The 23,816-nt window shown below is 62.4% G+C and carries 22 protein-coding genes and 5 tRNA genes; 6 read left to right on the forward strand and 21 right to left on the reverse strand.

Translation table 11 applies throughout. The features are described 5' to 3' along the window. Positions 1 to 76 precede the first annotated feature (76 nt). A complete protein-coding gene (locus ABIE20_RS07460; protein ID WP_429504020.1) occupies positions 77 to 655 on the forward strand; it encodes a Maf family protein in 579 nt (192 codons plus the stop codon). Between the two features lie 52 nt (positions 656 to 707). Here the strand turns inward: ABIE20_RS07460 and ABIE20_RS07465 are convergent, their stop codons facing one another. From ABIE20_RS07465 to rluC, 3 genes are read right to left on the reverse strand one after another with little or no spacing between them, the layout of a single operon-like run. Beyond that, positions 708 to 1,700, reverse strand: a complete 993-nt coding sequence (locus ABIE20_RS07465) for a S49 family peptidase (protein WP_429504022.1) — start codon at positions 1,698 to 1,700, stop codon at positions 708 to 710. Next, the gene (locus ABIE20_RS07470) at positions 1,693 to 2,385 is read right to left on the reverse strand and encodes an HAD family hydrolase (RefSeq protein ID WP_429504024.1); all 693 of its coding nucleotides are present in this window, start codon (positions 2,383 to 2,385) and stop codon (positions 1,693 to 1,695) included. Before ABIE20_RS07470 ends, ABIE20_RS07465 begins: the two co-directional genes overlap by 8 nt. Further along, positions 2,375 to 3,331, reverse strand: coding sequence for a 23S rRNA pseudouridine(955/2504/2580) synthase RluC (gene rluC / locus ABIE20_RS07475; RefSeq protein ID WP_429504026.1), 957 nt, complete (start codon positions 3,329 to 3,331; stop codon positions 2,375 to 2,377). Before rluC ends, ABIE20_RS07470 begins: the two co-directional genes overlap by 11 nt. Before the next feature lie 744 nt (positions 3,332 to 4,075). Between rluC and rne the strand changes: the two genes are divergently transcribed. Then, the gene (rne, locus tag ABIE20_RS07480; RefSeq protein ID WP_429504028.1) at positions 4,076 to 7,252 is read left to right on the forward strand and encodes a ribonuclease E; all 3,177 of its coding nucleotides are present in this window, start codon (positions 4,076 to 4,078) and stop codon (positions 7,250 to 7,252) included. Positions 7,253 to 7,467: 215 nt separating this feature from the next. Here rne and murB read toward each other — a convergent pair whose 3' ends face one another. The 8 genes from murB to ABIE20_RS07520 all read right to left on the reverse strand — a co-directional run bounded on the left by murB (position 7,468) and on the right by ABIE20_RS07520 (position 14,299). After that, entirely contained in the window at positions 7,468 to 8,487 is a 1,020-nt protein-coding gene (murB, locus tag ABIE20_RS07485) for a UDP-N-acetylmuramate dehydrogenase (RefSeq protein ID WP_429504030.1), read from the reverse strand. Further along, positions 8,484 to 8,948 (reverse strand): low molecular weight protein-tyrosine-phosphatase, encoded by a 465-nt coding sequence (locus ABIE20_RS07490; RefSeq protein WP_429504032.1) that lies wholly within the window; start codon positions 8,946 to 8,948, stop codon positions 8,484 to 8,486. The genes murB and ABIE20_RS07490 overlap by 4 nt, the downstream gene beginning before the upstream one ends. Then, a complete protein-coding gene (gene kdsB, locus ABIE20_RS07495; protein WP_429504033.1) occupies positions 8,948 to 9,712 on the reverse strand; it encodes a 3-deoxy-manno-octulosonate cytidylyltransferase in 765 nt (254 codons plus the stop codon). Before kdsB ends, ABIE20_RS07490 begins: the two co-directional genes overlap by 1 nt. Next, positions 9,709 to 9,894 (reverse strand): Trm112 family protein, encoded by a 186-nt coding sequence (locus ABIE20_RS07500; protein ID WP_027977460.1) that lies wholly within the window; start codon positions 9,892 to 9,894, stop codon positions 9,709 to 9,711. The genes kdsB and ABIE20_RS07500 overlap by 4 nt, the downstream gene beginning before the upstream one ends. Before the next feature lie 38 nt (positions 9,895 to 9,932). After that, positions 9,933 to 10,943 (reverse strand): tetraacyldisaccharide 4'-kinase, encoded by a 1,011-nt coding sequence (gene lpxK / locus ABIE20_RS07505; protein ID WP_429504036.1) that lies wholly within the window; start codon positions 10,941 to 10,943, stop codon positions 9,933 to 9,935. After that, entirely contained in the window at positions 10,943 to 11,374 is a 432-nt protein-coding gene (locus ABIE20_RS07510) for an ExbD/TolR family protein (RefSeq protein WP_010223210.1), read from the reverse strand. The genes lpxK and ABIE20_RS07510 overlap by 1 nt, the downstream gene beginning before the upstream one ends. After that, on the reverse strand, positions 11,371 to 12,006 hold the full coding sequence (locus tag ABIE20_RS07515; RefSeq protein ID WP_429504038.1) for a MotA/TolQ/ExbB proton channel family protein: 636 nt from the start codon (positions 12,004 to 12,006) through the stop codon (positions 11,371 to 11,373). The genes ABIE20_RS07510 and ABIE20_RS07515 overlap by 4 nt, the downstream gene beginning before the upstream one ends. A gap of 70 nt (positions 12,007 to 12,076) precedes the next feature. Next, positions 12,077 to 14,299: a DNA internalization-related competence protein ComEC/Rec2 gene (locus ABIE20_RS07520; protein WP_429504039.1), complete on the reverse strand. Its 2,223-nt coding sequence runs from the start codon at positions 14,297 to 14,299 to the stop codon at positions 12,077 to 12,079. Positions 14,300 to 14,442: 143 nt separating this feature from the next. On the opposite strand from ABIE20_RS07520, the gene ABIE20_RS07525 reads away from it, so the two are divergent. Then, positions 14,443 to 14,985: a DUF2062 domain-containing protein gene (locus ABIE20_RS07525; protein ID WP_045195193.1), complete on the forward strand. Its 543-nt coding sequence runs from the start codon at positions 14,443 to 14,445 to the stop codon at positions 14,983 to 14,985. Here the strand turns inward: ABIE20_RS07525 and ABIE20_RS07530 are convergent. The 3 genes from ABIE20_RS07530 to ABIE20_RS07540 all read right to left on the reverse strand — a co-directional run bounded on the left by ABIE20_RS07530 (position 14,953) and on the right by ABIE20_RS07540 (position 17,438). Beyond that, positions 14,953 to 15,732 (reverse strand): ABC transporter permease, encoded by a 780-nt coding sequence (locus ABIE20_RS07530; RefSeq protein ID WP_045195195.1) that lies wholly within the window; start codon positions 15,730 to 15,732, stop codon positions 14,953 to 14,955. The two genes, ABIE20_RS07525 and ABIE20_RS07530, sit on opposite strands and share 33 nt — an antisense overlap. Next, positions 15,729 to 16,661 carry an ABC transporter ATP-binding protein gene (locus tag ABIE20_RS07535; protein ID WP_045195197.1) on the reverse strand — a complete coding sequence of 311 codons (933 nt, stop codon included), beginning with the start codon at positions 16,659 to 16,661 and terminating at the stop codon, positions 15,729 to 15,731. The genes ABIE20_RS07530 and ABIE20_RS07535 overlap by 4 nt, the downstream gene beginning before the upstream one ends. A 153-nt stretch (positions 16,662 to 16,814) precedes the next feature. After that, positions 16,815 to 17,438 (reverse strand): glutathione S-transferase family protein, encoded by a 624-nt coding sequence (locus tag ABIE20_RS07540; protein ID WP_429504042.1) that lies wholly within the window; start codon positions 17,436 to 17,438, stop codon positions 16,815 to 16,817. Positions 17,439 to 17,621: 183 nt separating this feature from the next. Between ABIE20_RS07540 and ABIE20_RS07545 the strand changes: the two genes are divergently transcribed. Beyond that, positions 17,622 to 20,069 (forward strand): acyl-CoA dehydrogenase, encoded by a 2,448-nt coding sequence (locus ABIE20_RS07545; protein ID WP_429504044.1) that lies wholly within the window; start codon positions 17,622 to 17,624, stop codon positions 20,067 to 20,069. 68 nt (positions 20,070 to 20,137) lie between these two features. Further along, entirely contained in the window at positions 20,138 to 20,545 is a 408-nt protein-coding gene (locus tag ABIE20_RS07550; RefSeq protein WP_045195203.1) for a PA2817 family protein, read from the forward strand. A gap of 105 nt (positions 20,546 to 20,650) precedes the next feature. Here ABIE20_RS07550 and ABIE20_RS07555 read toward each other — a convergent pair. From ABIE20_RS07555 to ABIE20_RS07575, 5 genes are all read right to left on the reverse strand, one after another. Further along, positions 20,651 to 20,726: transfer RNA gene (locus ABIE20_RS07555), tRNA-Gly, on the reverse strand. 92 nt (positions 20,727 to 20,818) lie between these two features. Then, positions 20,819 to 20,894 (reverse strand) — tRNA-Gly (locus tag ABIE20_RS07560). Between the two features lie 5 nt (positions 20,895 to 20,899). Further along, positions 20,900 to 20,975: transfer RNA gene (locus ABIE20_RS07565), tRNA-Glu, on the reverse strand. A gap of 103 nt (positions 20,976 to 21,078) precedes the next feature. After that, a tRNA-Gly gene (locus ABIE20_RS07570) sits at positions 21,079 to 21,154 on the reverse strand. 2 nt (positions 21,155 to 21,156) lie between these two features. Beyond that, positions 21,157 to 21,232: transfer RNA gene (locus tag ABIE20_RS07575), tRNA-Glu, on the reverse strand. Positions 21,233 to 21,566: 334 nt separating this feature from the next. Here ABIE20_RS07575 and ABIE20_RS07580 point away from each other — a divergent pair. Beyond that, complete coding sequence (locus ABIE20_RS07580) at positions 21,567 to 22,334, forward strand: hypothetical protein (RefSeq protein ID WP_429504046.1); 768 nt, start codon at positions 21,567 to 21,569, stop codon at positions 22,332 to 22,334. A 93-nt stretch (positions 22,335 to 22,427) separates the two neighbouring features. Here ABIE20_RS07580 and ABIE20_RS07585 read toward each other — a convergent pair whose 3' ends face one another. After that, a complete protein-coding gene (locus tag ABIE20_RS07585; protein ID WP_429504048.1) occupies positions 22,428 to 22,910 on the reverse strand; it encodes a GAF domain-containing protein in 483 nt (160 codons plus the stop codon). Beyond that, positions 22,907 to 23,797, reverse strand: a complete 891-nt coding sequence (locus ABIE20_RS07590; RefSeq protein WP_429504050.1) for an ATP-binding protein — start codon at positions 23,795 to 23,797, stop codon at positions 22,907 to 22,909. The genes ABIE20_RS07585 and ABIE20_RS07590 overlap by 4 nt, the downstream gene beginning before the upstream one ends. Between the last annotated feature and the right edge of the window lie 19 nt (positions 23,798 to 23,816).

A 23,816-nucleotide genomic window follows, 5' to 3' on the forward strand; every position in this document is an offset into this window, starting at 1 on the left:
TGACCCCCGCCCCTGTCAAAGGAAATTCGGCTCCGTTCAGCATGTTAGAATCGTTTCACCTGTTCAGGAGTCTATCATGCTGCCTTTATTACTGGCTTCCAGCTCACCCTACCGGCGCGAACTGCTCGAACGACTGCGCCTGCCATTCAGCTGGGCCTCGCCAGATATCGACGAACAACGCCTGGATGAAGAACCCGCCGTTGACCTGGTCAAGCGCCTGGCCAAAGAGAAAGCCCGGGCCCTGGCCGACAGCCATCCCGGACACCTGATCATCGGCTCCGACCAGGTCGCCGTGCTCGGCGAGCAGATCCTCGGCAAACCTCACAACTTCGAACGCGCCTGCGAGCAACTACTGGCGGCCAGCGGCAACCATGTAACCTTCCTCACCGGCCTGGCACTGCTCAACAGCGCCAGCGGCCACTGCCAGGTCGACTGCGTGCCGTTCACGGTGAACATGCGCGACCTGGACCTGCCGCGCATTGAGCGCTACCTGCGCGCCGAACAGCCCTACGACTGCGCCGGCAGCTTCAAGGCCGAGGGCCTTGGGGTCAGCCTGTTCCAGAGCACCCACGGAGTGGATGCCACCAGCCTGATCGGCCTGCCGCTGATTCGCCTGGTTGATATGCTGCTGGCCGAAGGCGCGAGCCTACCCTGACACACACAAAAAAGCCGACCTCGAAGGTCGGCTTTTTCAATGCATCAGGCAATCAACGCAGCGATGGCCCCTGAAAGCCCATCCACATCGCCAGATGCTCAGCCACACTGGCACCCAGGCGCTTGGAGAAGCGGTCGAACGGCGACTCTTCGACGGTGAAGTCAACCAGCTCCTTTTCCCCTACCACCTCGCGCGCCACGTAACCGGCGCTGCCCAGGCCATCTACCAGACCCAGGGCCAGGGCTTGCTCACCCGACCAGATCAGACCACTGAACAACTCAGGGTGCTCCTTGTCCTTGAGGCGCTCGCCACGGCCCTGCTTGACGCTGGCAATGAACTGCTTGTGGGTGGTTTCCAGCACACCCTGCCAGAACGCTGTCTCTTCAGGCTTTTGCGGCTGGAACGGGTCCAGGAAGGCTTTGTGCTCACCGGCGGTATAGGTACGACGCTCGACACCAAGCTTTTCCATGGTGCCGACGAAGCCGTAACCGGCCGCCGTCACACCGATGGAGCCCACCAGGCTTGCCTTGTCGGCGTAGATCTGGTCGGCAGCACTGGCGATGTAGTAAGCCCCGGAAGCACCCAGGTCGCTGATCACCGCGTACAGCTTGATCGCCGGATACTCGGCGCGCAGGCGGCGGATTTCATCGTAGATGTAACCCGACTGCACCGGACTGCCGCCCGGGCTATTGATACGCAGGATCACCGCCTTGGTTTTCGGGTCCTTGAACGCCTCGCGCAGACCGCTGACGATATTGTCGGCACTGGCGGGCTCCTGGTCGGCAATCATGCCGCGCACCTCGACCAGCGCGGTATGGCTGACGCTGCGCGAGGCCGCCTTGTCCATGTCCATCAATGGCGTAAACAAGGCAAGGATGCCGAACAGGTAAACAAAGGTCAGCAGCTTGAAAAATATTCCCCAGCGCCGCGCCCGACGCTGCTCCTGAACACCGGCCAGGAGGGTTTTCTCCAGCAGCTTCCAGCTCTTTCGATCTTCGTTGCTGTCGTTACTTTCGGCGCTGGGCGCCTTCCACTCGTCAGCCATGCTCACCTACCCTGGAATGTGCGGCTGCGGGCGCGCGGCGAAGCCAGGCCTGCAACTGCGAAAAATGATCGATACACACCTGCGGCCCGAAAGCACTCAAGGCCTCCAGCGACATGGCGCCGTAACCCACCGCAACCGAATGCATGCCGGCATTGCTGGCCATCAACAGGTCGAATGAAGAATCTCCGACCATCACCGCACGCTGCGGTTCGACCTGGCAATGGGCAAGGATCTCTTCGAGCATCTGCGGGTGCGGTTTGCCGCGACTTTCGTCGGCCGCCCGGGTGATGTCGAAATAATCTTCCCAACCATTGGCGCGCAACACCCGATCAAGCCCGCGCCGGGCCTTGCCGGTCGCCACCGCCAGGCGATAGCCCTCGGCCCGAAAGGCCTCCAGCGACTCGACCACGCCCTCGAACAACGGCGAAGGCTGGTCATCCAGGGCCATGTACACGTCGGCATAGTGCTGGCGGAACTGGACAACCTGCTCGGCATCCAGCTGCGGATACAACACGCTGATGGCCTCCGGCAACGCCAGGCCAATGATACCCTTGACCGCTTCGTCAGCGCAGGTGGCATAACCGGCGCGACCGGCAGCCAGGTGCATGGCCTGGACGATGCGGCCGATGGAGTCGGCGAGGGTGCCGTCCCAGTCGAAGATCAGCAGGTCGTAATCACGCTGCACTCAGGCGCTCCACGGTCTTGGCCCACATTTCATCCACCGGCGCCTCAAGCTTGAGCTCGCCGCCATCGGGCAGCGGCACGGTCAGGGCGTAGGCATGCAGGAACAGGCGTTTACCGCCCAGGTCGCGGATTTCACGAGTGAAGTCTTCATCGCCATACTTGCTGTCGCCGGCAATGCAATGCCCGGCGTGCAGGGCATGCACGCGAATCTGGTGGGTACGACCGGTGATCGGCCGCGCCTCGACAATGGTGGCGAACTCGCCGAAACGGCGCAGCACGCGGAACATCGTCAGCGCCTCCTTGCCTTCGTCATTAACCTCGACCATGCGCTCGCCGGAGCGCAGGTTGCTCTTGAGCAATGGGGCGTTGACCTGTTTCTTGGCGGTAGCCCAATGACCGCGGACCAGCGCCATGTAACGCTTGTCGACGCCGTCGCCACGCAGGGCGGCGTGCAGGTGACGCAACATGCTGCGCTTCTTGGCGATCATCAGCAGGCCGGAGGTATCGCGGTCCAGGCGGTGAACCAGCTCCAGCTCCTTGGCGTCCGGGCGCATCTGACGAAAGGCTTCGATCACACCGAAATTCAAGCCGCTGCCACCGTGCACGGCGATGCCGGCCGGCTTGTTGAGCACAATCAGGGCCTTGTCTTCATAGACGATGGCCGCCTCAAGACGCTGAAGCAAACCCTGGGCCACCGGCACCGGCTCGTCGCGCTCGGGCAGACGAACGGGCGGCACGCGCACGATGTCGCCCGCTTGCAGCTTGTACTCGGGCTTGATCCGGCCCTTGTTCACACGCACTTCACCTTTACGCAAAATGCGGTAAATCAAGGTCTTGGGAACACCCTTGAGCGCGGTGATGAGGAAATTATCGATTCGTTGGCCGGCAAGTTCCGGCGCGACCTCGATCAGCTGGACGCCGGAGGTCGGAGGGGCAGTAGTCGTCATTTGCCAATCATAACAATTTTTTATGGATTTGAAGCACTTAATGATTGCTGCTATAGTCGCGAACGCCGCCAAAAGCGGCTGGCCAGCGGACTCACGGCTTACAGCCGGCCCTGACCGACGCAATTCTCGAGGACGCGAGGCCGTCCGACGGGGCTTTCGCCAGTTTACAGAAATGCCTGGAATCGCCACCAGCGCCGCGCAGAGAAGACCGATAAAAAACTACAAGAGCGGTATTTCACCCTCCCCCACGTTTTTTTCGCTGCCACTCTGTCAGTGCCGTCAATTTCACGCAGTCATGGCGACGGCTTCGGAAATACCAGCCTTGGACATAAAAGGCGCGGGCTCCCGTATGGAGCTGGCGAAAATGCAACCCGTTGCGGATTCAGCGCGCGGCAGCACCCGAATTATCAGGGATACGTGTAGGGTGGAGATGCACAACCGTCGGACCGTGTAGTACTGCGTCCAGTCCACCGGCCAATTGGCCAGGCGACCGGACCCGGTCTTGATCAAGATGCCCCACGGGCGTCCACGGCCGAAGGCTGATTCCTCCTCCTGACTGAGTGCATTTGACACCACAGCAAGCAGGACGCGTCGTCGCGACTTCGGCAGTACTGGGTGACCAGTCGGACTCGAAAGTTGCTGGACACGGGGGTGGCCCGCCACCCCTTGCGCACCTGACACAGACCGTGAGAAGTCGTGTGTGCCGAACGCCGTTTCCGGCAGCCCGGAAACCGACGGTATTACATGAAAAGAATGCTGATTAACGCGACTCAACCCGAAGAGTTGCGTGTAGCTCTGGTGGACGGCCAACGTCTCTACGACCTGGACATCGAGTCCGGCGCGCGTGAGCAGAAAAAGGCCAACATCTACAAAGGCCGGATCACCCGGATCGAACCTAGCCTGGAAGCCGCTTTCGTCGACTTCGGCTCCGAGCGTCACGGCTTCCTGCCGTTGAAAGAAATCTCCCGCGAATACTTCAAGAAGTCGCCCGAAGGCCGGGTGAACATCAAGGAAGTGCTCAGCGAAGGCCAGGAAGTCATCGTCCAGGTCGAGAAAGAAGAGCGCGGCAACAAGGGCGCAGCCCTGACCACCTTCATCAGCCTGGCCGGCCGTTACCTGGTGCTGATGCCAAACAACCCGCGTGCCGGCGGCATCTCCCGTCGCATCGAAGGCGAAGAGCGCAACGAACTGCGCGAAGCCCTCAACGGCCTGGTCGCCCCTGCCGACATGGGCCTGATCGTGCGCACTGCCGGCCTTGGCCGCAGCAGCGAAGAAATGCAGTGGGACCTCGACTACCTGCTGCAGCTGTGGACTGCGATCAAGGAAGCTTCCCAGGACCGCGCCGCGCCATTCCTGATCTACCAGGAAAGCAACGTCATCATCCGCGCCATCCGTGACTACCTGCGTCAGGACATCGGCGAAGTACTGATCGACAGCATCGACGCCCAGGAAGAAGCCCTGACCTTCATCCGCCAGGTCATGCCGCAGTACGCCAGCAAGATCAAGCTGTATGAAGACAGCGTTCCGCTGTTCAACCGTTTCCAGATCGAAAGCCAGATCGAGACCGCTTTCCAGCGCGTCGTCGACCTGCCGTCCGGCGGTTCGATCGTCATCGACCCGACCGAGGCCCTGGTCTCCATCGACATCAACTCGGCGCGCGCCACCAAAGGCAGCGACATCGAGGAAACCGCGCTGCAGACCAACCTGGAAGCGGCTGAGGAAATCGCCCGCCAGCTGCGCCTGCGTGATATCGGCGGCCTGATCGTGATCGACTTCATCGACATGACCCCAGCCAAGAACCAGCGCGCCGTGGAAGAAAAAGTCCGCGAATGCCTGGAAGCCGACCGTGCCCGCGTACAGGTTGGCCGCATCTCGCGCTTCGGCCTGCTGGAAATGTCCCGCCAACGCCTGCGCCCTTCGCTGGGTGAAAGCAGCGGCATCGTCTGCCCGCGCTGCAGCGGCACCGGCATCATCCGTGACGTCGAATCGCTGTCGCTGGCCATCCTGCGCCTGATCGAAGAAGAAGCCCTGAAAGACCGCACCGCCGAAGTCCGCGCGCAAGTGCCGATTCCGGTTGCCGCTTTCCTGCTCAACGAAAAACGCAATTCGATCACCAAGATCGAGCTGCGCACCCGGGCCCGTATCGTTATTCTGCCGAACGATCACCTGGAAACCCCGCATTTCGAAGTCCAGCGCTTGCGCGACGACAGCCCGGAAGCCCAGAGCGGCCAATCCAGCTACGAAATCGCAGCCACCGAAACCGAAGAAGCCCAGCCGGCTGCCGCCACCCGCACCCTGGTGCGCCAGGAAGCCGCGGTCAAGACCGCTCCGGCCCGCGCCAACGCTCCGGTACCTGTCGAAGCGGCCGCACCAGCCGCTGCTCCAGCCCAGGCTCCCGAGCCAAGCCTGTTCAAAGGTCTGGTGAAGTCGCTGGTCAGCCTGTTCGCCGGCAAGGACGAACCTGCCGCCGCAGCACCTGTGGTTACCGAGAAGCCTGCCAGCGAGCGCCCGCAGCGCAACGAAGAGCGCCGCAACGGTCGCCAGCAGAGCCGCAACCGCAACGGCCGTCGCGATGAAGACCGCAAACCGCGTGAGGAGCGTGCCGAGCGCGCCCCACGTGAAGAGCGCCAGCCACGCGAAGCCCGCGAAGAGGCACCGGCCCGCGAAGAACGCGCACCACGTCAGCCGCGTGAAGAGCGTCAAGCTCGCGCACCACGTGAAGAACGCCGCTCCCGTGAAGATCGCCCAGTCCGCGAACTGCGCGAGCCACTGGACGCCGCCACCCCGGCCGTACGCGAAGAACGCCCTGAGCGCGCCCCGCGCGAAGAGCGCCAGCCTCGTGAAGAGCGTGCTCCACGCGAAGAACGCGCCCCACGTGAAGAGCGCGCCCCGCGCGAAGAACGTGCGCCGCGTGAAGAGCGTACCCCACGTGAAGAGCGCCAACCACGCCCGCCGCGTGAAGAGCGCCAGCCGCGTCCAGCCGAACAGGCTGCTGAAGCTGCAGACGAGCAACTGCCGAACGAAGAACTGCTGCAGGATGACAACCAGGAAGGCACCGAAGGCGAACGCCCTCGCCGCCGCTCCCGTGGCCAGCGTCGTCGCAGCAACCGTCGTGAGCGTCAACGCGATGCCAATGGCAACCTGGTAGAAGGTTCGGAAGACGGCAGCGACGAGCAGCCTCAAGCCACCGAGCTGGGTGCTGAACTGGCTGCTGGCCTGGCCGTGACCGCTGCCGTTGCTACCAGCAACATCAGCGCCGCTGCCGAAGCAGAAGCCAACCAGCAGGCTGAACGCGCCACTGCTGCTGTCGAAGAGCAGGCAGTTGTTGAAGTTGCTGCCAGCGAAGCCGTCGTCGAAGCTCCTCAGCCAGTGGTTGAAGTCGCCGAAGTGGCCCAAGTAACTGAAGTAACTGAAGTGGCAGAAGCCGCTCAAGTTGCTGAAGCTGCCGAAGTCGCTGCCGTACCGGTTGTCGAGCAACCCTTCACTGCCCCGGTCGAAACAGCGCAAGCCGTAGAGGCCAGCATTGCACCAGTGGTCGAAGCCCCTGTTGCCGCACCCGCTGAAGTCGTCGAGCCGGTTGCTGCAGTCGAGCCAGAGCCTGAAGTCCAGGCCCCTGTGGTGGCCGAGCCGGTAGTTGCTGAAGTGATCGAAACGGTCGAAGCGCCTGCGCCAGTAGTTGCCGAGCCAGCCCCGGCTGAAGAGCCTGCTGCCGAAGCCCCGGCCAGCGCCCTGACCAGCAACGGTCGCGCGCCGAACGATCCACGTGAAGTACGCCGTCGCAAGCGTGAAGCTGAAGCTGCCGCAGCCGCCGCTGCAGCGGCCGCCGCCGAAGCCAGCGCTGCTGTAGTCGCTGAAGAGGCGCCTGCTGCACCGGCTGAAGAAGCGGAAGTAGAGAAAGAAGAGCACAAACCGCTCGTCTGATCTTCAAGGCTGAAAAAAAGCCCCGCCAGGTAACTGGCGGGGCTTTTTTATGGTTCTTCACGGAATCCCGGGGGCTATGATTCTTGGGTTGGGTTGCGGGCTTATCCATTCGGTGTGGCGCCGCTGTTGGCCCCACACTGAATGGATAAACTCGCAGCCTCAACATCCCAACCCGGGATTCCGTGAAGAGCCTTTTTTATTGCCGTTGGGAGCGGTTAATAAAGGTTTGGCTCCATCTCCAGCTCAACCCCGAACCGCTCGAGGATATCGGCCTGGATTTTCTGCGCCAGTTGATGCAACTGCGCACCAGTCGCCTGGCCATAGTTGACCAGCACCAGCGACTGCAAACGATGCACCCCAGCATCGCCTTCGCGATGGCCCTTCCAGCCCGCCTGCTCGATCAACCAGCCGGCAGCCAGCTTGAACTGACCATCAGCCTGTGGATAAGCCACCAGCCCCGGATGCTGCAAACGGATCTTGTCGGCCAGAACCGCTGCCACCACCGGGTTCTTGAAGAAACTTCCGGCGTTGCCCAGCTCAACAGGGTCAGGCAGCTTTTCCCGACGGATACTGCAAATCGCATCACTGACATTTTGCGCAGTCGGCTGGCTGACGCCCTGCTCGTTCAGGCGCTGGCGCACGGGACCGTAGTCCAGATGAGCATGCATGACCCGGCTCAAGGCAAAGCGCACGCGCAGGATCAACCAGCGCCCCGGATTACGCTTGAACAAGCTGTCACGGTAGGCGAAGGCGCATTCTTCGAGGCTGAAATCGCGCAGCTCACCGGTCTGGCGGTCTAGCGCGGTGAGCCCGGCGAACACGTCCTTGATCTCGACGCCGTAAGCGCCAATGTTCTGCATCGGTGCAGCACCAACCGTGCCCGGAATCAGGCTGAGGTTCTCCAGCCCAGCCAGGCCCTGGGCCAGGCTCCATTGCACAAACGGGTGCCAGGGTTCGCCAGCTTCGGCCTCGACCACCACCCGCTTGCCGTCGTCAGACAGGATGCGCAGGCCACGGCTGGCCATGCGCAGTACCAGCGCCTGGATATCGGCGGTGAGCAACAAGTTGCTGCCACCGCCCACCACCAGCACCGGCACGCCCTGCTCAGCCGCTTGGGCCAGGGCCTGGCGCACCTCATCGTCGTTGTGGGCTTCGGTGAAAAACCGGGCCTTAACATCGATACCAAAGGTGTTATACGGCTTGAGCGATACCTGTTGCTGCCACTGCCCGCTCATAGACGGCCCTTGAGTTCGATGACCAGACGACTGCAGGCGATTTCGATCAAGTCGAGGACCTCTTCGAAATCCTGCTCGGCGCCATAGTAAGGATCCGGCACCTCATCCAGCGCACCGTCATAACGGCGCAGGAACAGGTCCAGCTCGGCTTTGGCCGTGGCCGGGCGCATGGCTTGCAGATGGCCAAGATTGCTCTTGTCCATGGCCAGGATCAGGTCGAAATCATTGAAGTGCGCGGCCTTGATTTGCTGCGCACGCTGCTGCGACAAGTCATAGCCACGCATGCGCGCGGTGCGGCAGGTACGGGTATCCGGCTGCTTGCCGACATGCCAGTCGCCAGTGCCGGCCGACGCCACTTCAATCTGCCCGGCCAGGCCTGCATCCTGCAATTGCTGACGCAGCACGCCTTCGGCGGTGGGCGAACGGCAGATATTGCCGAGGCACACGAACAGAACCCGCATCAGGCCTCCAGCAAGCGCCGTACGCGCTCCAGGTCTTCAGGGGTATCGACACCCACGGGTGGCGGATCGATAGCATCGGCGACGTGAATACGCACGCCATGCCAGAGCGCGCGCAGCTGCTCCAGCGATTCGGTCTTTTCCAGCCAGCACGGGCCCCAGGCGACGAAATCCTGCAGGAAACCGGCGCGATAGGCGTACATGCCAATGTGACGGCGGTACGGCACGCCTTGCGGCATCTGCTCACGGCTCTGGGCAAAGGCATCCCGCGCCCAGGGCAAGGGGGCACGGCTGAAGGTCAGGGCCAGGCCGTTGCAGTCGCTGACCACCTTGACGGCATTGGGGTTGAACAGTGCTTCGACGTCGCTGATCGGCTCAGCCAGGGTGGCGATGCCGGCCTCGGGATGGGCCGCCAGGTTGGCCGCCACCTGATCGATGATCACCGGCGGAATCAGCGGCTCGTCACCCTGCACGTTGACCACAATGGCATCGGCAGCCAGGCCCAGCTTGGCGGCAACTTCAGCCAGGCGGTCGGTACCGGAGTCATGGTCTTCACGGGTCATCAGCACTTCAGCGCCAAAGGCCTCGCAGACCTTGAAGATACCCGCATCATCGGTGGCGATTACCACACGGTTGGCGCTGCTTTTGCGAGCCTGTTCCCAGACGTGCTGGATCATCGGCTTGCCGGCAATCGGCAGCAACGGCTTGCCCGGCAAGCGCGTAGAGCGCAGCCGCGCCGGAATCACAACGGTAAAGGCCAGGCTCATTTGTCCAGACGCTCTTCATCGGTCAGGGTGCGCGCTTCGCTTTCGAGCATCACCGGGATGCCATCGCGGATCGGATAGGCCAGACCCGCGCCCTTGCTGATCAGCTCGGTCTTGTCGGCGCTGAGCTTGAGCGGGCCCTTGCAGATCGGGCAGGCAAGGATATCGAGCAGTTTGGTGTCCATGGAAATTCCTCAGGCCAGTGGCCGGAAAAAGAAACGAATCAGGAGGGCCGCGACCCGGGCAGCAAGCGTGCGAGCTGTGTGTCAAACCAGGCCTTAAAGGCCGGCGAAGGCACAGCATCGACCGCAAGGTACCACCAGTCGTCGGCAGCGAAGGCGCGGCATTTGACCGCGTCCTTCTCGGTCATGACCAAAGGCAGCGCAGGGCTGAAGCTCAAGGCCTGCTCGCTGTACTCGGCATGATCGGCAAAAGGGTGTGGCACAGGACGCCAGTTTAGCCCCTGCAAGGTCTTGAAGAAACGTTGCGGGTTGCCAATGCCGGCCACCGCGTGCATCGCCTGGCCTGGCTCAAAGAAGTCGAGGCCACGGCGCTCGCCACTGCGCAGGTTGACCAGTGCAGTAGGTTGCAGGGCAAAGGCAAAACCGTCTTCGCGGTCGGTCGTGGCGCCGTTGTAAAGCACCGCGTCGACGTCCTGCAGGCGTTCCACCGGCTCGCGCAAGGGGCCGGCCGGCAGGCAGCGGCGGTTACCCAGGCCACGGGCGGCATCGATCAACACCAGTTCCAGGTCGCGGGCCAGGCGGTAATGCTGCATGCCGTCATCACACAGGATCAGGTCCAGCGCCTCGCTGGCCAGCAACGCCTGAACCGCACGCGAACGGTCCGGGTCGATCATCAGCGGCACGCCGCTGCGCTGGACGATCAGTAACGGTTCATCACCCGCCTCGGCCGCGCTCTGCTCGGCACGCACGCGCCACGGCAGTTGCGGCGGCTTGGCACCATAACCACGGCTGACCACGCCAACGCGCAGGCCTTGCTGGCGGCAATGTTCGATCAGCCAGAGGATCATCGGCGTCTTGCCGGTGCCGCCAACAGTGATGTTGCCCACCACAATCACCGGCACCGGGGCGCGATAACTGGGGCTCTCGCCACTGAGAAAGCGCGCACGCTTGCGCCGCACGACGCGGCGGTAGAGGGCTTCGAGCGGACGCAGCAGGGCCAGGGCCGGATGCCCGGCGTACCAGGCATCGAGCAGGCGATCGGCAAAGGCCATCAGGGAGTCCCCTGAGCCGCCTCGACCGTGGTCATGCGCAACTGGCTGAAACCGAGCTTGCCGGCCGCATCCATGGCAGTCACCACCGCCTGGTGCGGGGTCTTGCCGTCGGCGCTGATCGACAACGGCAGTTTGGTATCACCTGCGGACTCCTGCTGCAGGGCTTCGGTCAGGGTCGCCAGGTCGCTCTTGGGCAACAGATGGTTGTTCACCGAGTAGACGCCGTCGGCGCTGATGGTGATGTCCAGTTGCTTGAGCTCCGAGTCGGGTGCCGGGGCGCCGCTGACCGACTCCGGCAACTCGACGCGCAACTGGGTTTCGCGGGTAAAGGTGGTAGTAACCACGAAAAACAGCAGCAGGATGAACACCACGTCGATCAGCGAGGCCAGGTTGATGTCCACGGTCTCCCGTGGCTTGCGCCGGAATTTCACGCCTTGCCCTCGGTGAGGTCGACATCACGGTCGCCCTGCACCACTTCGACCAGCTTGATCGCTTCCTGCTCCATGCCGACCACCAGTTCGTCGATACGGCGCTGCAGGAAACGGTGGAAGAATACCGCCGGAATACCGACCATCAGGCCGGCTGCGGTGGTGATCAGTGCCTTGGAAATACCGCCTGCCAGTACTGCGGCATTGGTAGTCATGCCGGTACCCATGAAGGCGCTGAAGATGTCGATCATGCCCAGCACGGTGCCGAGCAGGCCGAGCAGCGGCGCCATGGCGGCGATGGTGCCCAGGGCATTGATGTAACGCTCCAGCTCGTGAATGACCCGCGCTGCGGCCTCTTCGATGCATTCCTTCATGATCTCGCGGCCATGGCGCGAATTGGCCAGGCCTGCGGCGAGGATCTCGCCCAGCGACGAATCGGCGCGCAGGGCCTTGAGCTTGTCACTGGTGAGCTGTTTGTCCTTGATCCACACCCACACCTGGCCCAGCAGGTGCGGTGGCGTGACCCGGCTGGCGCGCAAGGTCCAGAGACGCTCGGCGACGATCGCCATGGCAGCGATGGAGCTCAGAATGATCGGCAGCATCATCCAGCCACCGGACTTGACCAATTCCCACACAGTAAGCATCCCCTCGAAAAAGTCCGCCACTTTACCATAGGACCCCAGGGGGCTCATCTGCCGAAGGTCGTCATCTGGGCTCACGCCAGAAACGCCGCTGGGCACGCAACCCTTCAGCCTCGCCGAATGTACCCAGGCGCAGGCGCAAGGCGCCGTGCTCGACATTGTCATAGGCCTGGATACCGTGCGTCCGATAGCGCGCCATCACCTCCGGGTGCGGATGCCCGAACGCGTTGTAGCGCCCGCGCGAAATCAGCACGCCGCGCGGGGCGGTAGCCTTTAACAAGGTCTCACTGGAGGAGCTGCGGCTGCCGTGATGGGGGGATTGCAACCAGTCTACTGTGGTTGCCTGCCAGTCCCGCGCCCAGGCCCGTTCGCCCCGGGCATCGAGATCGCCGGTGAGCAGCAGCTTTTCGCCATTTGCCTCAACCAGCAGCACACAGGAATCCTGGTTGCTGTCACCAGCGTCCTGCCACTGCCACAGTGAGAAATTCACCCCATCCCACTGCCAGCGTTCGCCGCTGCTGCACGGCTGCGCTTGAAGTACTTCGGGCAAGGCCGCAGCCTCGCCAGCCTGCACCCGAAGCACCGGCAAACCGCGCTGCACGGCGCGAGCGCCACCGGCGTGATCAGCGTCGGCGTGGCTGAGCAACATCAGGTCAAGTTTGCCCACCCCCAGCTTGCGCAAGCTGGGCAGCACCACGCGCTCGCCCAGATCGAAATCACCCATGGCCGGCCCCGCGTCATAGAGCATCGCGTGGTGCCGGGTGCGCAGCACAAAGGCCAGCCCCTGGCCGACATCCAGTTGCCAGACTTCCACCTGCCCCACCGGCACGCGCTCTCTGGGCGCGAACGCTGCCAGCAGCAGCAATGGCCAGCCCAGCACCCGCATGGGCATCCCGCGTGGCAACAGCAGCAGCAAAGCCCCCAGACACACTAGCAACCAGCCCCAGAACGGCAGCGGCGCAGGCAGCCAGGCCGGCCGCCATCCCGCCATTTCAGCCAGCAAACGGAACAAACCGTCGAGCAGGCCGCCGGCCAGCCAAAGCAGCCCCTCGCCCACCAGCGGCACGGGCAGCAACACAGTGCCAAGCAATGCCGTGGGCAATACCGCCAGGCTGATCCACGGTACGGCAAACAGGTTGACCAGCGGCGCGCTCAGGCTCACCGGCAAGCCTTGCGCCAGCAGTACCGGCAACAAGCCGATGGCGATCAACCACTGGGCGCGCCCCCAGGCCAGCCAGGGGTTCCAGGCGCCAAGGCGGCCGCTGAAGGTGAAGATCAGGACGGCCACGGCCATGAACGACAGCCAGAAGCCTGGCTGCAAGCTGGCCAACGGCTCCCACAGCAATACTGCATCAAGCGCCAGCAACAACGGCAGGCCAACGCCCAGGTGGCGAAAACGCAGGCGCCAGAGCAGCACCATGGCCAGCATCATGCACGCACGTTGCACCGGCACCTGAAATCCGGCCAGCAAGCCATAAGCCAGTGCTGCAAAAAAAGCCAGCGCGCAGGCCCAGGGCAGCCAGGGCAGTCGTTGCGGCCACCAGCCCAGGCGTGCCAGGCCGGCAATCACGGCGTACACCAGCCCGGCCAGCAGGCCCACATGCTGGCCGGAAATCACCAGCAAGTGCACCGTGCCGGTGTCCTGCAGCGCTTGCCAGTCCTGGCGCGCCAGCCCGCCGCCATCGCCCAGTATCAAGGCTACCAGCGCCGCCTCCCGGCCCTGGGCATCGACGCTCATCAAGCGCTGGCGCAAGCCATCCCGCCAAGCCGCAGTCGCCGGCTGCAGGCGTTCGCCGGCCTTGACGCTGCCGGTTGCGCCGATACGCCGGGCCAACAGGCTGGCCTCCTGGTCCGGGCCATGAGGATTGAGCAAGCCAGCGGGGCGTTTGAGGCTGACGGCCAAGCGCCAATCTTCACCGCTGTTGAGCGCCGGGCCGCCGAACCAGCTGAGCTGCATGCGCTTTGGCAACTGCCCGCGACGCGACGCGGCGTCGCTCAATTCGAACCTCACTGAGCGCGCGCCCTGCTCCGGCAAACCGGTGACCCGGCCTTCTATCCACAGGGTACGACCATCGAACTGCGCTGCCAGGCGCTCATCCAATGCCCATTGCGCCGAGACGCACGCCCAGCTCAGCCCCAACAGAAACAGCCCCACTGGCCACAGCCGCGAAGGCAGGCAGCAAAGTCCGGTAAACGCCAGCAGGACAAGTGTCCAGACGGACGGCAAAGCCGGCAGGAACCCGAGGCTGATCAGCCCGAGTGCAAGCGCCAACATCCCTGTGCGCATAAGCGTGAAGCTCCAGAAGTAAACCACCCCCTGAGGCTTAGATCAGTGACGGCGAGGTCTCGCTAAATAATTGTCACAAAGTCTGAACAAGGCATTTTTAGAATCCGTGCATACTGGCACCCTTCAGATTGCCGAGACCCCACATGCCGCGTCGTCTCTTCAAACGCTACATGCCCGATCCGACCAGCATCAGGGAACACAAATCCTTACGCTTTCTCGGCCGGCTGTTGCATGACCCCAACCTCTGGCACCTCAACCGGCATTCGGTTGCGCGCGCCATGGCCGTCGGACTGTTCGCCGCCTTCATTCCGATTCCGATGCAGATGCTGCTGGCCGCAAGCCTGGCGATCATGGTGCGCGGCAACATGCCAATCGCAGTCAGCCTGGTGTGGCTGACCAACCCGATCACCATGCCGCCGGTATTCTTCTGCACCTACCAGATGGGCGCCTGGCTGATGCAAATCCCGCCGCGCACCCTGCCTGAAGAACTGACCTTCGAGTGGATCACCGACCAGCTATCGACCCTGTGGCAGCCGTTCCTGCTGGGCTCGGTGGTGTGCGGCGTGTTGCTTGGCGCCCTCGCCTACTGCCTGACCATGCTCTACTGGCGCTGGTGGGTCGGCAGGCAGTGGCGCCGACGCAAGGTCAAGCAATCAGGTGCGCATTCCTCGCCCACTGACCAGTAACCGCGCACAGCCGATATACAGGACTGCCGTGGCGACCAGCATGAAGCTGATGGCGACGCCGATGCGGATATCCGACACCCCGAGAATGCCGTAGCGGAACGAGTTGACCATGTGCAGCACCGGGTTGGCCATCGACACGGTCTGCCAGAACGGCGGCAACAGGGTAATCGAGTAGAACACCCCGCCCAGGTAGGTCAGCGGTGTCAGCACGAAGGTCGGGATGATCGAGATGTCATCGAAGTTGCGAGCGAACACGGCGTTGATGAAGCCCAGCAACGAGAAGATCGTCGCCGTCAGCAACACCACGACAATGGTCACGCCCAGGTGATGGACCTGCAGGTCGGTGAAGAACAACGACAGCAAGGTGACAATCACCCCCACCGCCAAACCGCGCAACACACCGCCCAGGGTGTAGCCGACGAGGATGGTGTGCGGTGATACCGGCGACACCATCAGTTCCTCTATCGAACGCTGGAACTTGCTGCCAAAGAAGCTCGATACCACGTTGCCATAGGAGTTGGTGATCACCGACATCATGATCAGCCCCGGGACGATGTACTCCATATAGGTGAAGCCGCCCATGTCGCCGATCTGCCTGCCGATCAGGTTACCGAAGATCACGAAGTACAGGACCATGGTGATCGCCGGGGGCAGCAGGGTCTGCGGCCAGATCCGGGTAAAACGGCGTACTTCGCGGTAAACGATGGTATTGAGGGCGACCAGGTTGGCGCTCAGTTCCGAACTCATACCGCCACCTTTGCCAGGTTTTTCTCAACCAGGGACACGAACAGCTCCTCGAGACGATTGGTCTTGTTGCGCAGGCTCTGCACCTCGATGTTCTGCAACGCCAGTTGGCCGAACAGCGCGGTGATGCCCACTTCCTTGTCGACTTGCACTTCCAGGGTGTGCGGGGTGATCAAACGGCACGGGTACCCGACCAGGTTTGGCGCCTGGGGCAGGTCCTGCTTTAGATCGAGCAGGAAGGTCTCGACATGCAGCTTGCTGAGCAACGCGCGCATGCTGGTGTTCTCGACGATGGTGCCGTGGTCGATGATGCCGATGTGGCGGCACAGCTGCTCAGCCTCCTCCAGGTAATGGGTGGTGAGGATGATGGTGATGCCTTTCTGGTTGAGCTCGGTCAAAAAGCTCCACATCGAACGACGCAGCTCGATGTCGACGCCCGCGGTCGGCTCGTCGAGGATCAGCAGGCGCGGCTCGTGGATCAAGGCGCGGGCGATCATCAAGCGGCGCTTCATGCCGCCGGACAGCGAGCGCGACGGTACATCGCGCTTGTCCCACAGGCCGAGCTGGGTCAGGTACTGCTCGGCCCGCTCCTTGGCAACCTTGGCCGGGATACCGTAGTAACCGGCCTGGGTGACGACGATATCGAAGGTCTTTTCAAACTGGTTGAAGTTGAACTCTTGCGGCACCACGCCGATGCAGCGCTTGAGCGCGGCGGGCTGGCGATCGAGGTCGTGGCCAAAGATGTTGACGCTGCCGCTGGTCTTGTTGACCAGGGTCGAGAGGATGCCGATGGTGGTGGATTTGCCGGCGCCGTTGGGGCCGAGCAAGGCGAAGAAGTCACCTTCGGCGACATCCAGGTCAATGCCCTTGAGGGCCTGGAAACCGTTGCCGTAGGTTTTGGTTAGCTGCCTTATGGACAGAGCAGAACTCATAGCGGGTCGCGTACCAGTGTGGAAGGTTCTAGACGCGGCCGGGCAAAGCCGGCCGCAGTGAATATGAACATGGTGCTTGTGCAGACCGGACAAGTACAGTCATGAGTATCGATAATAACTATCAGATTGACCGCATTACCCGGCAACAGCCGATCAGGTCAGCGCCGACATTACCGCTGCCTGATAGGCCGGACGCTCCTGCAGGCGCTCATACCAGGCACGCAGGTGGCGCATCTCGGGGCGCTCGATGGGCATCTCGAACCAGGCGTAGGCAAAGCAGCCCAGGGGGATATCGCCCATGCCCAGGTTGTCTCCGGACAGGTAAGGCCTGTGCGCCAGGGCCTGGTCGGCGATCGACAGCAACTGCGCGCAGGTCTTGTGTGCGGCATTGATTGCCACCCAGTCCTGCTGCTCGGCAGGCGTGCGCAAAATGCCCCAGAACAACGGCCGGAACGGCGTAGCCAGGGAGGAAGTGACCCAGTCCATCCACTTGTCGGCCTCGGCACGCTTGCGCGCGTCCTGCTCATACCAACCCGACTCGCTGCCGTACTGCGCAGACAGGTAGCGCACAATGGCATTGGACTCCCACAGCACCAGGCCGTCGTCCTCGATCATCGGCACCAGGCCGTTGGGGTTCAGCGCCCGGTACTGCGGCTCGTTAACCAGGCCGAAGGCACCACCGGCATCGATCGACTCATACTCAAGACCAAGCTCTTCTGCGCACCATAATGCTTTCCTGACATTCGACGAGTTCTTCCTGCCCCAGATCTTGAGCATGTCGTTTCCCTGATGATTTGGCTGGTCGTCCAGTCTACTCCAGGCAATCGCGCTGGCAATCGTTTGGCTTGCAGGCGAACTCCTGAGGTCATGTCCTGTCACTGTTCAGACAAGCCGTTTAGCGGATGCGGTCTAAGCTTCGATGGATGGCGAAATGCCCCGATGTTTCACGGAGGAATTCCTATGTTGCTGTTGTGGTTAGTGGTCCTGGTGATCGGCGTGGCCTACCTGGCCCATCGTCGAATCGCCGCCCTGCCGGCGTTGGGCATCGTTGCCCTGTACCTGCTGGCGATGGGCATTTTCAGCCACGCCCCAGGCTGGCTGCTGACGATTTTCTGGCTGCTGCTGGCCGCAGTCGCCGCTCCCCTGCTGCTCCCGGATTTGCGCCGCAAAATGCTCACCGCGCCCTTGTTCGGCTGGTTCCAGCGCACCCTGCCGCCGATGTCGCAGACCGAACGCGAAGCCATCGACGCTGGCACCGTGTGGTGGGACGGCGAACTGTTCAGCGGCCGTCCGGACTGGAACACCTTGCTCGGCTACTCCAAAGCCGAACTTACCGAAGAAGAGCAGGCGTTCATCGATGGCCCTACCGAAGAACTCTGCGCCATGGTCAGCGACTGGCAGATCGGCCAGGACCTGGACCTGCCGCCTGCGGCCTGGGAGCACATCAAGAACCACGGCTTCTTTGCCCTGATCATTCCCAAGGAATACGGCGGCAAGGGCTTTTCGGCCTACGCCCACTCGCAGGTGGCGATGAAGCTGGCGACCCGCAGCGGCGACCTCGCCTCGACCGTGATGGTGCCCAATTCCCTCGGCCCGGCCGAACTGCTGCTGCACTACGGCACCGACGAGCAACGCAATCACTACCTGCCACGCCTGGCCCGTGGGGACGAGATCCCCTGCTTTGCCCTCACCGGCCCACTGGCTGGCTCCGATGCCGGGGCCATGCCCGATACCGGGGTTATCTGTAAAGGTCAGTGGCAAGGCGAAGAAGTCATTGGCCTGCGCCTGAACTGGGAAAAGCGTTACATCACCCTCGGCCCGGTCGCTACCCTGCTGGGCCTCGCGTTCAAGGCCTACGACCCCGAGCACCTGCTCGGCGATAAAGAAGAACTGGGCATTAGCCTCGCGCTGATTCCCACCGACACCCCCGGCGTCGAGATCGGCAAGCGTCACCTGCCCTTGGGCGCAGCCTTCATGAACGGCCCCAACAGCGGCAAGGACGTGTTCGTGCCGCTGGACTTTCTCATCGGCGGTCAGGACATGCTCGGCAAGGGCTGGATGATGCTGATGAATTGCCTGTCGGTGGGCCGTTCGATTTCCCTGCCGGCCGTGGGTACCGGCGCGGCCAAGTACACCAGCCTGGTCACCGGCCAGTACGCGCGCATCCGTGAGCAGTTCAATGTGCCGCTGGCGGCCTTCGAAGGTATCCAGGAATCTCTCGCCCGCATTGGCGGCAACGCCTTCCTGATGGACAGCGCGCGCCTGCTCACCGCCAAGGCCGTGGACCTGGGTGAAAAACCCTCGGTGCTGTCGGCGATTCTCAAGTACCACCTCACCGAACGCGGGCGCGAATGCATCCAGCACGCCATGGACGTGCACGGCGGCAAGGGCATCATCATGGGCCCGAACAACTACCTGGGGCGCAATTGGCAAGGCGCGCCGATCTTCATCACCGTCGAGGGCGCCAACATCCTCTCGCGCAACCTGATGATCTTCGGCCAGGGCGCGATTCGCTGCCATCCGTTCGTGCTCAAGGAGATGGCCCTGGCCGGTCGCGAGGATCACGACCAGGCGCTCAAGGAATTCGATCACCTGCTGATGCAGCATATTGGTTTTGCCGTAGGTAACGCCGCCAGCACCCTGGTGCTCGGCCTGGGCCTGGGCCATTTCGAGAAGGTCCCGGGCGACGCTTTGAGCCAAGGCTACTTCCGCGCCCTCAACCGCCAGGCCGCAGCCTTCGCCCTGCTTGCCGACCTGTGCATGATGCTCCTGGGCGGTGAGCTCAAACGCCGAGAGCGCCTGTCAGCCCGCCTGGGCGATGTTCTCAGCCACCTGTACCTGGGCTCGGCGGCGCTTAAGCGCTACTACGACCTGAACTCGCCCGAGCACCTGCGACCGCTGCTGCGTTGGGCCATGGAAGAGAGTCTCGGCCAGGCCGAAAAGGCCCTGGACCGCCTGCTCGACAATTTCCCCAACCGCTTCCTCGGCTGCGCCCTGCGCCTGGTGGTATTCCCCTTCGGCCGCCGGCATACCGGCCCAAGCGATGAACTGGACGCCGAGATTGCCGAACTGGTCGGCCGCGCCAAGGGCGACCCGGCCCTCGAGGAGCTGCTTGCCGGTTGTTATCGGCCGCAAGCAGACGGCGACCCGGTCGCCGCCCTGCAACAGGCCTACGATCAACTCAGCGCCGGCGAGCCGCTGCGCAAAAAACTGCACCAGGCCGTCAAGAGTGGTCAGGTTGCTCCCGCGCCGGGCGAGTCGCCAATCGACGCCGCCGTGCATGCCGGTGTACTGCAGGCTAACGAGGCGCAAAGCCTGCATGCCGCTGAGTCGGCACGCCGGCGGGTGATCGATGTCGATGCCTTTGACAAGGAGCAACTGCTACCGGCCGACGGCAAGATTCGCTAAGGGCCGGGACATCGGGCGCCGGGAGCCGTATACTCCCGCGCCCGTTTTTGCTCAAGAGGACTGCCCGCATGGCTACCGATCGCCTGGAATACCATCTCGCCCTGCTCACCCACCTGCGCACCATCCTGGTTGCCCTGGGCGAAGCCGAGCAGGTGCCGGAAGAAAGCCACGCGCTGTTTCTGGAGCGCTTCGACGATCTGATGCTGCAACTGCCCGTCGACCCGGAAAGTACCTATCTTGGCCAGGACCTGATGTGCCAGGTCATCCAGCGTTATCCACAGGTCGCGCACCTGGTACCGCGCGACCTGCTGTGGTTCTTTGGCGGCGACTGCCTGCACTTCATGCCGGAGAACGAACTGGACATGTACCAGGAACTGGAGGAGCGCCGCTTCGAGGCCGAGCAGAATGATGAACCCTTTGACTGGAACCAGGAAAAACAGCTGCTGAGCATGTCGGACGACGACAGCAAGCATTAAGCGATGAAGCTGCGCAGGGCTGACAACAGCCCTGCCGCCCACACACAGCGGCTAAAAAATCGAGACGAAAAAAAACGCCGTTCAAACGAACGGCGTTTCTTTATTTGGAGCGGGAAACGAGACTCGAACTCGCGACCCCGACCTTGGCAAGGTCGTGCTCTACCAACTGAGCTATTCCCGCAAATCTTGTAGCGACCGGCTGAACCGGCAAGAACAAGCACTAATGCCCTTGTTCCATCACTACAGCGTTATCAAACGCTGGAGCACCATATTTGGAGCGGGAAACGAGACTCGAACTCGCGACCCCGACCTTGGCAAGGTCGTGCTCTACCAACTGAGCTATTCCCGCAAAAATGGCGTCCCCTAGGGGACTCGAACCCCTGTTACCGCCGTGAAAGGGCGGTGTCCTAGGCCACTAGACGAAGGGGACTACGCCCGAAACATGCAATGCATGCTTCAGTTACCAACTCAAACCATGAAGATCTGACGCTGGGTTTTTACAAGCCCTGCCGTTAAGCAAAGCCTTTGTAAACTGGAGCGGGAAACGAGACTCGAACTCGCGACCCCGACCTTGGCAAGGTCGTGCTCTACCAACTGAGCTATTCCCGCATTGGCGTCCCCTAGGGGACTCGAACCCCTGTTACCGCCGTGAAAGGGCGGTGTCCTAGGCCACTAGACGAAGGGGACACACTACAACATTCACTCCCTGCTGCGTTTCGCTGTGTGCTTTACGCTGCAAGTGGCGCGCATTCTAGGGATGCTTTGATAAGCCGTCAACCCCTCTATATAAATTTATTTAAATCAATGACTTCCCGGCGCTTTGCAGCCTTCTGCCGGGGCAACGCGCGCCTGAGGCTTGGCGATTATTTTCTGACACCCTACCCGCCTTCGGCCCAGCAGCCACGGCAATCTACCAGCAAAAGGCCATCAAACGCCCCCGGCAACCGCCAAACAGCTCTATCCGGCTAAAAGCTTAGCCACTACACTCAAACAGTAAATCATCCTGTATGAGGCGTTAACGGTGACACCACTTCTGATCACCCTGCTTATAGTAGCGGGGATCGCGTTATTGATCGTGATCGGCTACCTGAACAACGTGGTCGAGAACAACAAGCTCGAGCGTGCCCGGCTGAAGATCGAGCTGGCCGAACGTTTGCGCCGTTGTGGCGAAATCACCGAAACCTTCCCTGGCCAGTTGATGACCCCGGCCCTGAAATTGCTGCTGACCCGCCTGGAGCTCAACCTCAACCAGCGCCAACTGGCCCTGGACAAGCACAGCCGCGACATCCGGGCACGGATCGCCGAACTCGAAGGGCTGATTGCCAAAGGTGAGGCGCTGCCGGTGAACAACCCGCCGATGCCGATCCAGACTGAAGCCCGGGCCAAGGATGTGCGCTTTTTACTGGAAGGCATGCACAACCAGATTACCCGCGCCGCCCAGGAAGGCTTCCTGCCGACCAACGAGGCCAAGTACTGGGTCAAGGAAATCCGCCACATCCTGGTGCTGCTGCACATCGAGTTCTTCAACAACCTCGGCCAGCAGGCGCTGCAACAGAACCAGCCGGGGCACGCTCGCCTGGCCTTCGAGCGTGGCGTGCAATACTTGCGCAAGCAGCCTGACCCGGCAATTTACCGCGAGCAGCTGGAATACATGGAGAAGCTGCTGGCCCGCGCCAATGCCCAGGTGCTGAGCCAACTGGAACCGGCCGAGGACGAAACCAACGCCCTGACCGAAGGCCTGAAGACCGACACCACCGAAGACTGGAAGAAGAAAGTCATCTACGACTGAGTTCTGGTTGACCCGATCGCCAGCAAGGCCGGCTCCCACAAGGTTGGTGTACATGGGAGCTGGCCTTGCCAGCGATCGAGCGCAAAGCGCTCGTCAGCAATCGGTCAAACGCAGAAAGATCCCCGCTAATCGCTCCAGCCCCGCCTGATCCACTTCACTGAAACGCGCCAGCTTCGGGCTGTCGAGGTCCAGCACGCCAATCAAACGCCCGGCCTTGACCAGCGGAATCACCAGCTCGCTGTTCGATGCGCTGTCGCAGGCAATGTGCCCGGCAAACGCGTGCACATCTTCCACCCGCTGGGTTTCCCGGCTGGCCGCAGCCGCCCCGCACACACCACGCCCGAACGGGATACGCACGCACGCCACCTGCCCCTGGAACGGCCCCAGCACCAGTTGCTCATTGCGATTGAGGTAGAAGCCGGCCCAGTTCAAGTCTTCGACCTGACTATAGAGAAACGCAGAAAACTGCGCGGCGTTGGCGATGAAGTCGCGCTCATCGGCAAGCAGGGCTTCCAGCTGTGCCGCCAGCAGGCCGTAGCCTTCAAGGCCGGCACCGGTAGCGTTGAGGTCGATCATGGTTTTTGCTCCAACAGTTTCAGCCCCACCCAATAACGGGCGAACTGGTAGGCACAACGGCCGTTACGGTTGCCGCGACCGGTTGCCCAGCGCACGGCGAGAATGTCCAGCTGCTCATCACGGCTCCAGACCAGCCCAGCGCGTTGCGCCAGCTGAGTAATCCAATGCTCGACAACGTTGAGGAAATGCTCCTGAGTGAAGGGGTAGAACGACAGCCACAGGCCGAAACGGTCAGACAAGGCAATCTTGTCCTCCACCGCTTCATTGGGATGCAGTTCACCGTCGACCATCTTCCAGTTTTCGTTGTCGCTCTGTTTTTCCGGCACCAGGTGGCGGCGGTTCGAGGTGGCATACAGCAGTACGTTGTCCGGCGCCTGTTCGAGCGAGCCGTCGAGCACGCTCTTGAGCACCCGGTAGTCGCCCTCTCCGGCTTCGAACGAGAGATCATCGCAAAACAGCACGAAGCGTTGCGGCAACTTCTGCAGTTGCTCGACCACACGCGGCAGGTCGGCCAGGTGATCGCGCTCGATTTCGATCAGGCGCAGGCCGGCTTCGGCATGCTCGGCCAACAGCGCGCGCACCAGCGACGACTTGCCGGTACCGCGTGATCCCCACAGCAGCGCGTGGTTGGCCGGCATGCCATCGAGGAACTGACGGGTGTTGCGCCCCAGCTGCTCACGCTGCTGATCGACACCGATCAGATCGGACAGGCGCATGTCGAGGCTGACTTCCAGCGGCAACAGATAGCCGCTGCGGCCATCGCGCTGCCAGCGCGCAGCCAGGCACTGCGACCAGTCAATGTTTGGCCGAGGTGCCGGCAACAAGGGTTCAAGACGCGCAAGTACGGTTTCGGCGCGTTCCAGAAAAGCATTCAAACGAGAGTCCACAAGAATTCCTCAAGACAGA

Source organism: Pseudomonas sp. 2835, from assembly GCF_050435905.1.
GTDB lineage: Bacteria > Pseudomonadota > Gammaproteobacteria > Pseudomonadales > Pseudomonadaceae > Aquipseudomonas.

Coding starts and splice junctions, on each gene's coding strand:
- ABIE20_RS07460 (WP_429504020.1), top strand. CDS start 77: ATGCTGCCTTTATTACTGGCTTCCAGCTCACCCTACCGGCGCGAACTG.
- ABIE20_RS07465 (WP_429504022.1), bottom strand. CDS start 1,700: ATGGCTGACGAGTGGAAGGCGCCCAGCGCCGAAAGTAACGACAGCAAC.
- rluC (WP_429504026.1), bottom strand. CDS start 3,331: ATGACGACTACTGCCCCTCCGACCTCCGGCGTCCAGCTGATCGAGGTC.
- rne (WP_429504028.1), top strand. CDS start 4,076: ATGAAAAGAATGCTGATTAACGCGACTCAACCCGAAGAGTTGCGTGTA.
- murB (WP_429504030.1), bottom strand. CDS start 8,487: ATGAGCGGGCAGTGGCAGCAACAGGTATCGCTCAAGCCGTATAACACC.
- ABIE20_RS07490 (WP_429504032.1), bottom strand. CDS start 8,948: ATGCGGGTTCTGTTCGTGTGCCTCGGCAATATCTGCCGTTCGCCCACC.
- kdsB (WP_429504033.1), bottom strand. CDS start 9,712: ATGAGCCTGGCCTTTACCGTTGTGATTCCGGCGCGGCTGCGCTCTACG.
- ABIE20_RS07500 (WP_027977460.1), bottom strand. CDS start 9,894: ATGGACACCAAACTGCTCGATATCCTTGCCTGCCCGATCTGCAAGGGC.
- lpxK (WP_429504036.1), bottom strand. CDS start 10,943: ATGGCCTTTGCCGATCGCCTGCTCGATGCCTGGTACGCCGGGCATCCG.
- ABIE20_RS07520 (WP_429504039.1), bottom strand. CDS start 14,299: ATGCGCACAGGGATGTTGGCGCTTGCACTCGGGCTGATCAGCCTCGGG.
- ABIE20_RS07525 (WP_045195193.1), top strand. CDS start 14,443: ATGCCGCGTCGTCTCTTCAAACGCTACATGCCCGATCCGACCAGCATC.
- ABIE20_RS07530 (WP_045195195.1), bottom strand. CDS start 15,732: ATGAGTTCGGAACTGAGCGCCAACCTGGTCGCCCTCAATACCATCGTT.
- ABIE20_RS07535 (WP_045195197.1), bottom strand. CDS start 16,661: ATGAGTTCTGCTCTGTCCATAAGGCAGCTAACCAAAACCTACGGCAAC.
- ABIE20_RS07540 (WP_429504042.1), bottom strand. CDS start 17,438: ATGCTCAAGATCTGGGGCAGGAAGAACTCGTCGAATGTCAGGAAAGCA.
- ABIE20_RS07545 (WP_429504044.1), top strand. CDS start 17,622: ATGTTGCTGTTGTGGTTAGTGGTCCTGGTGATCGGCGTGGCCTACCTG.
- ABIE20_RS07550 (WP_045195203.1), top strand. CDS start 20,138: ATGGCTACCGATCGCCTGGAATACCATCTCGCCCTGCTCACCCACCTG.
- ABIE20_RS07585 (WP_429504048.1), bottom strand. CDS start 22,910: ATGATCGACCTCAACGCTACCGGTGCCGGCCTTGAAGGCTACGGCCTG.